Genomic DNA, 12858 nt, shown 5'->3' with positions numbered 1-12858 from the left:
GTGAACCTCAGCAAGGGGTTTGTCCTCGCCCTCGTCGTCACCCTCCTCGTGCTATCGGCCATGCTGCTCCAGCCGTTTATCCAGTACGTCCTCGGTGCCGTCCTCCTCGCCTACGTGCTCTATCCGCTGCAGATCCGTCTCGAAGCGTACGTATCGCCGATGGTCGCCGCACTCTCGCTCGTGATCCTGGCAGTTGCCGGATTCGTCGCACCGTTCGTGGTTATCCTCGCGACGGTCGTGAACGGTGCCGACCGGATTCTGCAAGACTTAAACACTGACCCGGGGCAGATCGAAGTGGTCGAATCCCGAATCGAGGAACTCACCGGACAAGAGGTCGATATCGCCGGCGAACTCGTCAGCTCAGGACGGGAAATCGGAACGATCGTATTCGAACGGTCGACTCAAGCGTTCGGTACGATCACCTTCCACCTCATCGGGATCGCGTTAGCGCTCTTTCTCGTCTACTACCTCCTCAAAGACAGTGATGACTTGGTCAACTGGCTCCACCGAACGGTCCCGCTCCCAATGGACATCCAGCGCGACCTCTACGGCGAGACCAACGACGTGATGTGGGGCGTTATCTTCGGACACGTCTCCGTCGCCATCGTCCAGGGGGCCGTCGCCGGAGTCGGACTTGCCGCCACTGGCGTCCCCAACGCCGTGTTCTGGACGGGCGTCATGATGGTTCTCGCGATGGTTCCGCTCGTCGGTGCGATCCCCGTCTGGGGTGGCGCGGTGGTCTACCTGTATCTCACGAGCGAACCGCTGCTCGCCCTCGGATTATTCGTCTACAGCGTCGTCGTGGTTGGGATCACCGACGACTATCTCCGTCCATTCGCCGTCGACAGGTACGCGAAGCTCAATCCCGCCGTCATCCTCCTCGGTATCCTCGGCGGGGCGTACGCATTCGGAATTATGGGACTGTTCTTCGGTCCCGTCGTCCTCGGCGCACTCAAAGCCACTCTCCGAGTCGGCTTGGATAACTGGTCTCGGATCGACGAGAGCGAGGTCAGCTGACCGACCGCTCGAAATCAGTCGAACAACAGATCTTCGAGCCTTGTCCCCAGGTTCGGCGTGCCAAATCGGCGGCGAAACTCCAGGACAACCTGTCCGGCGCCGAGAGGGAGCAGGCTCATTCCGAGTACCACCAGCCAGCTTTCGAAGCCGATGGGGGCGGTGCTCAGTGCCAGCGAAACCCCCGGCAGGTAGAGGGTGCCAATCACCAGCAGAGCGGACAGGCCGAGGGCACCCCAAACGTACGCGTTTGCAGTGACTTCGTTGCGCACGATGCCCGACGTGAGCTCTCGCATGTTGAACACGTGCCAGAGCTGGGCGAACGCCAGCGTGAGGAACGACATGGTGACGACCTCGTCGGCCCCCATGCCGCCGGCGTACATGCTTCCCCCGATCACGAACGCGCCGACAGTCGCGACTGCGATCATCGTTCCGTACAGCCCCAGTTCGGTCCAGTGCGTGCGGGTCAGGATCGGCTCGTCGGGACCCCTCGGTGGCGTGTTCATAATTTCCTTGCTGCCCCCGCACGCCCCTAATGCGAACGCCGGGAAGATGTCGGTCACGACGTTGAGAAAGAGGATCTGTAGGGGGAGCAACGGGAGCGGAAAGCCCAGCAGCGCGGCGATCAGAATGGCCAGCAGTTCGCTGAGGTTGCAGGACATGAGATACAACACGAACTTCCGGATGTTCCGGAAGATGATCCGCCCCTCCCTGATGGCGTGGTAGATACTCGTGAAGTTGTCGTCCCGAAGGATCATGTCCGACGCCTCCTGAGCCACTTGCGTTCCCCGCTGACCCATGGCGACGCCGATGTCGGCCCGCTTCAGCGCCGGCGCGTCGTTGACCCCGTCGCCGGTCATGGCCACGATCGACCCGACTGCCTGGTGAATTCCGATCAGGTCGAGCTTGTTCTCCGGGGAGACCCGCGCGAAGACCGACGCGTTCGTGAACCGCTCCATCTCGTCCTGGGACAGGTTCTCGGGGTCGTCGAGTTCGCTCCCCTGGATGACCTCGTCGTCCTCCGGGTCCATCAACCCGACACTCCGGGCGATGTTTCTGGCCGTCCCGGGGTGGTCACCGGTCACCATAACGATTCGCAACCCCGCGTCCAGACAGTTCTTAATGGTCGATTTGACCTCCTTGCGTGGTGGATCGATCATCGCAACGAGCCCGAGCAGCGACAGCTCTTCGTACGGCGGGGCGTCCGTACTCTTGACGTCCTTCCTGGCGAGAGCGAGAACCCGCAATCCGTCTTCGGCCATATTCTCGCTCTTCCGGATCCACTCTTCTTTGTCATCTTCCGAGAGCGCCTCGGTGTCGTCGCCCGTCACCAGTCGGGTGGACGACTCGACGACCGCCTCCGGGGCACCCTTCACGGCGACCCTGTAGCTCCCGTTTAGCTCGTGGTAGGTCGCCATCATCTTGACGGAGGGGTCGAAGGACACCTCGCGAGCTTCGGGCATCGATTCGAGGAGACCGTCCCGGTCTACGCCGCCCTTCAATCCCGCTATCAGGAGGGCAGCTTCCGTCGGATCACCCGTCACGACCGTCTCGCCATCCTCCTCAGTCACGGACGCGTTGTTACAGAGAACGCCCACCTCTAGCGCTTCCTGGAGGGCGGGATCCTGTGGCTGATCCCGTTCCTCGTCGCCGTGCTGGAACGTCCCCTCGGTGTCGAGTCCGGTCCCGGTGACAGCGACCGAGCCGTTGGCCAGCTCGTACTGGCTGACGGTCATCTTGTTCTCCGTCAGCGTGCCCGTCTTGTCGGTACAGATGACGTTCGTCGATCCCAGCGTCTCGACGGAGGCGAGGTTGTTGATCAGGGCGTTGCGATCCGCCATCCGCCACATCCCGCGTGCGAGTACGAGCGTGGCGACGACTGGAAGTCCCTCCGGAATGGTCGCGATAGCCAGTGCGATGGCCGTCTCGACCATCAGGTACAGATCCTGGCCTCTGAGCCAGCCCGAGACGAGGACGATCGCTGCCACGACGAGCAGGAACGGAACGAGCTTCTGCCCGAGACCATCGAGCTTCTGTTGGAGCGGCGTCTTCTCCTCAGCCTCCCCCTGAAGGGACGCCGAAATCTTGCCCAGTTCCGTGTCCATCCCCGTGGCCACCACGATCGCTTCGGCGGTCCCCCGCGTCACGCTCGTGCCCTTGTAGAGCATGTTCTCCCGCTCGGCGAGGGGCACCTCTTCCTCGAGGACGTCGCTCGTCTTTCCGACGGGAACGGACTCGCCGGTGAGTGCTGATTCGTCGGCCTGGAGCTTGGAGGGCTCGATCACTCGAAGGTCGGCCGGAACGACGTTCCCGGCGTTGAGGACCACGATGTCTCCCGGGACCAGATCTTCCGCGGGAACATCCCTGCTCTCCCCTGCACGCCGAACGCGGGCTTCGATCTCGACCATCTCCTGGAGGCTCTCCATCGACTTGATGGCCCGCATCTCGGTGACGAATCCGATGAGTCCGTTGATGAGGAGGACGACGAAGATAGCGACGCCCTCGATGTTCTCGTTCAATGCAAAGGCTGCCACACCCGCCACCGCCAGCAACAGGACGATGAAGCTCTTGAACTGGTCAACCAGAACCCCCAACCAGCTCCGCTGTTCGGCTTCGCGCAACGCATTCGGGCCGACCCGCTCGCGCCGTCTTTCGGCTTCGTCCTCACTCAGCCCCTCGTCTACAGAAACATCGTAATGCGCTACGATCTCATCAGACGATTTCGCCCACGGCGTTTGAATCGGGTGTTCGTCCATTTCCAGAGGAGAAGTCCCTGTAAGTAGCCATGGTCGATAACAGTAAAAAAGGCAGTGTGAGTCCCCGAGGATCTCCGGGCACGAAACCGGAACGGTGACGAGAATCCAGACATCCCGTGTCTAGGTACGGCCGTGAATGGGGAAATTGTTGTATAGGACGCTGAGTAACGGACCAAGAACGATCGAAGTCCGCTGTTCACAAGGAACCCGAGTATTTCTGCCCGTGTTAGCCGAACACCGAGGGTGTAGAGGCGTGAACCGTACTACTATGTCGCCATCGCAGCAATTTACGTACGGTTGATTCGTGACGACCGTACCCTACGACCCCATCCTGGCACCGCTAGCACTACTCCAGCAGTTTCCCGTGCAACTGCCGGTCTCTGTCGACGTACTGGTGGTTCTTGCGCTCGTCGTCGTCGCGCTCGTCCTGTTCATCTTCCAGCCGGTTTCGATCGACACCACCGCGATCGCCCTGATGGTCGTGTTGATCCTCCTCGATCCGTGGACGGGCGTCTCCCCCGAGGAAGGCGTCTCGGGCTTCTCGAACCCTGCGACCATCACTGTGCTGGCGATGTTCATCCTCAGCGAGGGGGTGCGACAGACCGGTGTCATCCAGATACTCACGCTGAAAATGGAGTCGTTCGCGGGCGACAGCGAATTCCGCCAACTCCTCGCGACGGTCGGACTGGCGGGCCCGTCGGCGGGTTTCATCAACAACACGCCCATCGTCGCAGTACTCATCCCGGCCGTCACGACCCTCGCCCGAAAGACCGGCACCTCGCCGTCGAAGCTGCTGATCCCCCTCTCGTTCGCCGCGATGCTGGGCGGGATGCTCACCGTGATCGGCACGTCGACGAACCTGCTCGCGAGCCAGATCTGGGCGCAGGTCGGCGGCCCGACCGCAGAACCGTTCTCACTGTTCGAATTCACGCAGCTCGGCGCCGTCGTGCTGGCCGTCGGCATACTGTACCTCCTCACGGTTGGTCGGTATCTCACGCCAGCCCGAATCGCGGCCGAGGGGACTCCCACGGACCAATTCGGCATGGCTGACTACTTGACCGACGTCGTCGTCCACGAGAATTCCGACCTCGTCGGGTCGCAGGTGCGAGAGGTGCGGCGCGGCGACCTTGACCTGGACGTGTTCGAGATCGTGCGCAACGGCCGCAGCATCGTTCGCGGCCTTTCCAGCGAGCGGATCCGCGCCGGCGACGTCCTCTCGGTCAGAGCGAGCCAGGAGACGCTCGAACAGGTCATCGGGGACGAACACCTCGATTTCCTCCCGGAACTCCTCGACGCCGTAGCGGACGGGGACGAACCGCTCCCCGAAGGATTCGTGCCCGAGCACCACGCGTGGAACCGGCCGTCGGCGACACCCAATCCGGCCACGAACGACGACGAGGGTACGGAAAAAGCGGAGGAAGCCAGGGACGAAGTTTCGCTCACGGAGATCGTGTTGCTCCCCGGGACGTGGTTGAACAGACGAAACGGCGTCGCGGGATTCGAGCGAAACTACGACGCGACCGTGCTTGCCGTCCGCCGGGGGAACGAGGTGATTCGTCAGCGCCTCCGGGACGTGCGCCTACAGGGCGGTGACGTGTTACTCGTCCAGACGAGCGAGGACGTCCTCGACCGACTCCGGGATGACAGCAATATCGTCGTCTCCAGTGACAGACGCTGGGAGGATTTCGACCGGACACGGATGCCTATCGCACTGGGCATCGTCGCCGCCGTCGTCGGACTGGCCGCCCTCGAGTACCTCCCGATAATGGTCAGTGCGCTCGCGGGCGTCGTCGCGATGCTCTTTTCGGGTATCCTCCGCCCCGCGGACGCCTACGAGGCCGTCGACTGGGACGTCATCTTCCTGCTCGCGGGGGTCATTCCCCTGGGAATCGCGTTCGAGGCCTCCGGGACGGCGGATCTGATCGCGTCGGGCATCGCCACCGAGGGCACCGTGCTGCCGCCGCTCGTGATGCTCGCGGTATTCTACCTGGGGACCGCGATCATCACGGAGATGATGAGCAACAACGCCAGTATCGTATTGATGCTCCCCATCGCCGTGGAGGTCGCTGGTCAACTCGGCGTCAACGCCTTCGCGTTCGCCCTCGCGGTGACGTTCGCCGCCAGCACGCCCCTGCTCAGCCCGGTCGGCTACCAGACGAATCTCATGGTCTACGGCCCCGGTGGGTACAAATTCTCCGACTTCGCGCGCGTCGGTGCGCCGCTCCAGCTCGTCCTGACCGTCGTCACGACGGCTGGCATCGCGTTCTTCTGGGGCCTGTGACAACATCGAGACACCGATCCGTACTGGACACCGGTGTCGCTCACTGCAGCCACCCCTACGAGACCCTCACCCGACAATGGGGGTGTTGGATCGATCTGTACCCGTTGATGAGAGACCCCTCGTCATTATGAGCGGGGAATTCGTGGTCTCGGAGTTCCTATTCGTGTACCTCCGGCCACCTCGAATAAACGCGCTCGTCAACCGAGGAAAACTCGATGCGGAGTGGGTACAGCCAGTACGGAGACTCGGTCACCGATCGAAGCCGTTCGGATTTTGGGCAGGTACTGATCGCGAGAGGGCTACTCACTAGGTCTCCTCGCTAGCGACCAATTCAACAACACAACCCTCGATAGAGAATGTGGTTACGTGCATTTCCTGCTACTGACAGGCCTGTATTCGATGCGTTCGCTCGCCCGCAGACGTTACGTGTCCGTCGGTGGCGCCCGGGCCGTCAACACGGGAATGGGAGACGTGCGGACGAGATAGTCGGTGACGCTGCCCAGCACGTATCGATCGAAGCCGGTTCGCCCGTGAGTGCCGACGACAACGAGATCGATGTCGTGTTCCTCGATGTACGTGAGAATCACTTTGTGGATCGACGGCCCGTACTCGACCGCCTTCGACGTCGGTTCGATGCCAGCGTCGTCGAGTTCGTGAAGGTGGCCGAGTCGACGACCGACCGAATTCGCTACTATCTGGCGGGTGGGACGCGGGACGAGTGACGACTCGATCACGGCGAACCAGAGCACGCCGCCAACGCCGAGCGCGATGCTCGCGAGTTCCAGACTCGCCAGGAGCGCGAAGTTCGACGCGAGGCCGACCCCGAAACAGCCGTTACGGCGTCTGCTGACCGTCTGGAAACGGGGGTGTCGACCGGTGTTTGATCCGGATCCACTCACGCTAAGTTGCCGTTCAGTCTATATCAGAAATGATTCATTACTGTAGAAGGGTAATGATAAAGTTAGATCGTACATATTGTTCAGAATACGATTGGAATAGAGTAAATAGCACATCATTCCCAATAAAACGCACAATAAAAGGAATAGGGGAGGGGCTAAATTGTGGAAATAGTGCTTTTTTTAATCGCCGATGCCATCATTCACACCTCTATAGACGTATTTAGTGATAAGAAGCGCTGAAACGCTTTGAATCCATCTTTTAGATAACTCGGCGGGAAGGTAAGATCTCTAATATATAATAGAAATAGTCATTCTTGATTTTATACTATTTGGTATCGGTCACACGGCGATACTACTCGGGCACGTGTGGACAGGACGAGCCGGGGTTCGCGAAAACGGCGACGGGGAGGCAGGCCGTCACCGCTGGTAGTCGACCCGCGGTAGGGGAGATGATCGACGCGTCCGGACTGGCGTAGATGGATCACACTAGTCGTCCCAGCGATGGTTGCCACTTGGTTCCGGACGCGTCGACTGCTGCTCTCGAATGTAATAAGTTTTGTGGTCAGTCGCTCCCGTGTCGACGCAACTCGTCGTGACGGGGTCGTTCACGCCCCACGCGAGTCATCGGTGGTCGCCAGCGTGACCGGCCGCAAAGCCGCCTCGATGCGGTACATTCTCCACAACGCTTATATTCTATGCTACTGCGTGTCTCATCATGCGGCAACTCGAGTTCGACATCGAGGGGCAGAGTTTCACCGCCGACCTCCTCCCCGACGAGGCGCCGGAGTCGGTCGCAGCACTGCGTGAGTTCCTCCCGCTGGAGTCACAGTTGATGCACGTCCGGTGGAGCGGTCACGCGACGTGGATCAACATCGACGAGGTCGACCTGCCGGAGATTCCGCGCGAGAATCACACCGTCTACCCGTCGCGGGGTGACATCCTGCTCTACCCCGGTTACCGCAACGAACAGGAGATCCTCGTCCCGTGTGGGCCGACGTGCTTCAAGAGTCCCGCGGGCGAACTGGCGGGGAATCACGTCGCGACGCTCAACGCGAGCCGCGAGGAGCTGGCGGAGCTGGAGCAGGCGACGCTCGAAGACGGCATGATGGACATCGTCGTCCGCGAGAAGTAGCGACGCGGGCGCGGTTTCGGAACGGTTTTTCCGGTATCTTCAACAGGCTGTGTGGTGTATCTTGACACGGTTAGCAGGCATGCCCCGAGAGATCCACGACTGTGTCGACGAGGAGCGACTCCGAAACGACATCAGAACGAACGCCGAGTACGGTGCCGTCCCGGTCGACGAGGGGAACTGTCGAACGGTCCTGACGGGGACGGAGGCGAACAGAAGCGCCCGCGAGTACTTCGTGAATCGGTTGGAGGCGGCGGGTCTCGACGTGCGCGTCGACGCTGTCGGCAACATCGCCGGGCGGTGGGTTCCGGAGACGGCCGACCCGACGGCGCCCGCGGTCGCGACCGGGAGCCACCTCGACTCCGTGCCCCGCGGCGGCATCTTCGACGGCGTCCTCGGCGTCTACGGCGCACTAGAGGCGATCCGCGCGCTCCAGTCCGCGGACGTCTCGCTCGCGCGCCCGCTCGACGTCGTGTGCTTCACCGAAGAGGAAGGGTCGCGCTTCTCCGACGGCGTCCTTGGCTCGTCGGTCGCCAGCGGCCAGCGCACCGTCGAGGCCGCCCTCGCGCTCGAAGACGACGAGGGTGTGACGCTCGACGAGGCGCTGACCGACATCGGCTTCCGTGGCACCGGCCGGATCGACGCCAGCGACTGGGACTCGTGGCTCGAACTCCACGTCGAGCAGAGCGAGCGGCTCGAAGACGCCGGCGCCCCAGTCGGCATCGTCACATCCATCACGGGGACGATTCGCTGTCTGATCGAAATCGCTGGCGAGGCAAACCACTCCGGCTGTACGGCGATGCACGACCGGCGTGACGCGCTGGCGGCGGCGAGTGAGGTCGTCCTCGACGTGGAGCGAACGACGAACGAAGTCGTCGAGGAGTACGGTGAGACGGTGGTCGGGACGGTCGGAAAACTCGACGTCGCGCCGAACGCGATCAACGTGGTTCCGGGACGCGTCGAGCTGGGTATCGACGTTCGCGACGTGTCCTACGAGCCGATGGAGCTGATCGTCGACCGCGTTCGCGAGCGGCTGTCGGCGCTCGAAGACGAACGCGGGGTCGTGACGACGTTCGAACGACCGTACGACATCGAACCGATCGGTATGTCCGACCGGTGTACGGACGCGTTGCGCGCGGCGGCGTCCGCGTCGTCGGTCGACGCGCTCGAACTCCACTCCGGCGCCGGCCACGACACCATGCATATCGCCAAGGTCACCGACGCAGGAATGCTGTTTGCACCGTCGCGCGACGGCGTGTCGCACAGTCCGATGGAGTGGACCGACTGGGACAGTTGTGCGGCTGTGACGCAGGTGATGGCGACGGCGCTAGCCGATCTCGCCGCGGAGTGAGGCTACCCATGGCGTCGGCTGCCCGTTCGCTATCCTGACCGAACAGTCGCGTCACCCGCGGTGACGAGAGGCGCCTGTACGACCCGTCTCGTCACACGCGCTGCTCAAAAATAGCCGCGGCGTCGTCGGAGTCGCTGGTACTGCTCGCTACCGTTCCGAATCCAATTACTGACTGTCGATCCGTTCAGTCATTGCTCGCTTTGCCCCCCATCCGCCACCACCGACGCGTCGCCGGTACTGAACATCTCCTCGACGCCGTACGTTCGGAGCGCGGTGTACGTGACGAACGCCGTGGGGAGACCGATCATCCACGAGATCTCCATCAGCGGCACGCTGACGAGCGCACCGACGACGAGGCTTCCGACGCCAGCGACGGAGAATCCCTTCCAGTACCAGAACTTCGAGGATTCGTCGCGCTTGTACAGCTCCGGAATGTCGGTGTCGCGCTTCCGGACGAGCCAGTAGTCGGCGATCATGACGCCGAGGGCAGGCCCGAGGAAGAGCGCGTAGAAGTTGATGAAGGTGAAGAACCACTGGCTGGTGAACAGCACCCACGGGAAGGTCAGCACGGACAGGATGCCGGTGAGGATGACGCCCGTCTTCCAAGACACACCGAACGAGTCCTGGAAGATATGCGTGGGCGGCAGGATGTTCATCGTCAAGTTCGTCGAGATTTGGGCGGTCAACACGAAGATGAGCATGAGCGCCCCGAGCAGCGGACTCGGCGCGACGTTCATGATCGCCTCGATAGGGTTCGGATTCCCAGTGAAGATGCCGAACACCAGTCCGACGACCATCATGAACAGGAGTGGTGGCGCGAGGCCGAGCAAGTGACCGACGATGTGGTTCCCCGACCCGTCGGATGGCTTCAGGTGCCGACTCATGTCCGACGCGTTCAGGCCACCCGTGATGACGGTGCCCACGGACGCGGCGATCACGGTCCAGAAGCCCATCCCCCACGTGCCGTCGTAGGTCACGAGCGTGTCCGGGAGCGTGTTCGCCGTCCAGACGACGTACACCGTGTAGGACATGAGGACGATGATGACGCCAGCGGCGATGGAGTCGAACCACTTGATCGAGGTCACGCCCTTGATCGAGAGGAGGATGTTGAAGAGCGTGAACAGACCGAAGTAGACGAACTCGTTCCCGAAGCCCCAGAGCGTCATGGTGATGACGTTCATGGCGTTCGCCCCGATCCAGTTACCGATGCCGAGCCACGCGATAGCCGGAATCGCGCGCATGAAGTTCGGGATGTTGGCGCCCCTCACGCCGAACGACGACCGAGTCTGCGCCGAGAAGGGGATCCCCGTTTCGTACCCCGGCAGACCGTTGAACACGAAAAACAGGGCGATGACGAACGCGCTGACCCCGACGGCGATGATCGCTTGGACGAGGTTCAACGCACCCTGTGGATGAATCGCAAAGAACGCTACTGCGAACGACTGGACGACGATCATCGAGGACCACCACACGGGGATGTAGTGTGTGAGGCCCATCTCTCGTTCGTCAGCCGGAATCGGTTCCAACCCTTCGGAATTTGTTTCTTCTGACATGGCAGATCACCCTATGTCATTCGCTGACACAGACATGTCCGCGAGTAAGGTTCTTGTCCAACTATATATAGATTTTGGTCCGTGGCGGGATAGCATACGGTATGGGTACGATAGTCACAGTTAAGATGCCGCGCCCAGTGGACTAGCCCATGACCGCCGACTTGGTCATTAGCGACGGGACGATAGTAACGCCAGAGCGTCTCCTAGAGGCGGACCTCGCGGTCGACGGTGGGACCATCACCGCCATCGGGGATGCAAAGAGCATGCCCGAAGCCGAAGAAGTCGTGGACGCGTCGGGGAAGTTGGTAATGCCGGGTGTCGTCGATCCGCACGTGCACATCGACGGCTACCTCTCGAACGACTCCTACGAGACGGGGACGAGTGCGGCCGCGCTGGGCGGCGTCACCTCCTGTGTCAATTTCGCGTGGGAGGCGTGGCTCGGTGACCTCAGCGTCTGGGACGAGAAAGGCACCCTGATGGAAGCGGTGGAGCGCCAGAAGCGCAAGGGTGAGGACTCGCTGATCGACTTCGGACTCCACGGCGTCATCACGCGCGAGGACCCGGCCGTTTTCGACGAACTGGACGCCGTGGTGGAGGAGGGCGTCACCTCGATCAAGATGTTCACGGCCTACGAGATCGGCCTCTCGAACGGGTTCATGAACCAGGTGTTCGAGGAGGTTGCCGAACGCGACGCCGTTGCAGTCCTCCACACGGAGGATGCGTCGGTCTGTAACCACCTGACAGACCGGCTCAAGGCGAACGGCGAGGGACATCCGCGCGAGTACCCGCGCGCTCGGCCGGACTACGCCGAGGCAATGGCCGCGGAAGACGCCGTTCGGATGGCACAGGAGGCGGGTGCCAAGTACTACGGCATCCACACCTCGTGTGCGAAGGCCGCGGATGTCCTCGAGGACTTCCAGACCGACGGGAGCGAGGTACGCGGCGAGACCTGCACCCACTACGCGGCGCTGGACGAGTCCGCGTACGAGGCACAGGGGAGCCTCGCGATTCAGGCTCCGCCGCTGCGGACGCCCGCGGACCGAGACGCGCTCTTCGACCACCTGCACGACGGCGCGCTGAGCGTCGTTTCCACCGACCACGTCGCCTTCCGCCGCGCCGACAAGGAGGTCGAACACTGGTGGGACAGCTCCTTCGGCGTCAACAGCCTGCAGACGACGCTGCCCGTGTTCCACGACGAGGCGGTCAACGAGCGCGGCTTCTCGTACCCCTTCCTCGTGCGCGTCATGTGTACCAACCCGGCCCGCACGTTCGGCCTCCCCGGCAAGGGGACGCTCGAACCCGGGACGGACGCCGACATCGTCGTCTTCGATCCGAACGAGGAGTACACAATCTCCGCCGCCGACAACGCGTCGGTCGCCGACTACTCGATCTACGAGGGTCGAGAGGTGACGGGTCGCGTGAAAAAGACCTTCCTCCGGGGTGAACTCATCGCGGACGACGGCGAAGTCGTCGGCGAACCGGGATACGGGGAGTACGTCCACCGGGAGCGCCCCGACTGGTCGCCGAATCGACGGTGAACTGCGACGACGTGTAGGGCGACGCGCATCGATACGTTGGCTCTTTTTCAGCGACGCAATGCCGGCTAGCCGCAGCATCGCCGACCTTCGATCGGCGGTCCCTCCAAGTCGATTGTTCCCACACGACGTGAACGCGACAGTCCCGTCGTCGCACTCGCGGTTTCCGGCCCACCCGCCGTTCGTTGCGCAGTCGGCCGATTTGGACGAGCTGTCGGTACGTGACTGGCACGATTGTTCACGATGTGTGAATAATTCGGGAGCCGTTTATACCAGCGTCGAGCAATCGCGACACCGACCGGACACAGCCTCCGCGTGCGAGAGGCGAAGGTGCTTCCCG

7 protein-coding genes and 1 pseudogene are annotated in these 12858 nt (G+C 62.3%); 5 read left to right on the top strand and 3 right to left on the bottom strand.

Going from position 1 to position 12858, the window contains the following annotated elements; genetic code table 11:
- Positions 1-1017, top strand: coding sequence for an AI-2E family transporter (locus DU502_RS05315; RefSeq protein WP_166033635.1), 1017 nt, complete (start codon positions 1-3; stop codon positions 1015-1017).
- A gap of 14 nt (positions 1018-1031) precedes the next feature.
- Here DU502_RS05315 and DU502_RS05310 read toward each other — a convergent pair whose 3' ends face one another.
- Positions 1032-3770, bottom strand: coding sequence for a cation-translocating P-type ATPase (locus DU502_RS05310; RefSeq protein WP_121922097.1), 2739 nt, complete (start codon positions 3768-3770; stop codon positions 1032-1034).
- Between the two features lie 304 nt (positions 3771-4074).
- On the opposite strand from DU502_RS05310, the gene DU502_RS05305 reads away from it, so the two are divergent.
- On the top strand, positions 4075-6051 hold the full coding sequence (locus DU502_RS05305) for an SLC13 family permease (protein ID WP_241966876.1): 1977 nt from the start codon (positions 4075-4077) through the stop codon (positions 6049-6051).
- A gap of 422 nt (positions 6052-6473) precedes the next feature.
- Here DU502_RS05305 and DU502_RS19050 read toward each other — a convergent pair.
- Positions 6474-6692, bottom strand: a pseudogene (locus DU502_RS19050) (universal stress protein); the annotation flags it as partial.
- Between the two features lie 973 nt (positions 6693-7665).
- Between DU502_RS19050 and DU502_RS05295 the strand changes: the two are divergent.
- Both DU502_RS05295 and DU502_RS05290 read left to right on the top strand, forming a co-directional pair.
- Positions 7666-8082 (top strand): DUF3830 family protein, encoded by a 417-nt coding sequence (locus DU502_RS05295; protein ID WP_121922096.1) that lies wholly within the window; start codon positions 7666-7668, stop codon positions 8080-8082.
- A 79-nt stretch (positions 8083-8161) separates the two neighbouring features.
- On the top strand, positions 8162-9430 hold the full coding sequence (locus DU502_RS05290) for a Zn-dependent hydrolase (RefSeq protein ID WP_121922095.1): 1269 nt from the start codon (positions 8162-8164) through the stop codon (positions 9428-9430).
- 188 nt (positions 9431-9618) lie between these two features.
- On the opposite strand, the gene DU502_RS05285 is transcribed toward DU502_RS05290, so the two are convergent.
- Positions 9619-10983, bottom strand: coding sequence for an NCS1 family transporter (locus DU502_RS05285; RefSeq protein ID WP_199722788.1), 1365 nt, complete (start codon positions 10981-10983; stop codon positions 9619-9621).
- 149 nt (positions 10984-11132) lie between these two features.
- Here DU502_RS05285 and DU502_RS05280 point away from each other — a divergent pair, with 149 nt between their 5' ends.
- Positions 11133-12521, top strand: coding sequence for a dihydroorotase (locus DU502_RS05280; protein ID WP_121922093.1), 1389 nt, complete (start codon positions 11133-11135; stop codon positions 12519-12521).
- The last annotated feature ends 337 nt before the right edge of the window (positions 12522-12858 follow it).

This window comes from Haloplanus aerogenes (assembly GCF_003856835.1).
GTDB classification, from domain to species: Archaea; Halobacteriota; Halobacteria; order Halobacteriales; family Haloferacaceae; genus Haloplanus; species Haloplanus aerogenes.
The sequence above is the reverse complement of the archived record's forward strand: the minus strand, read 5'-3'. Positions and strand labels throughout refer to the sequence as shown.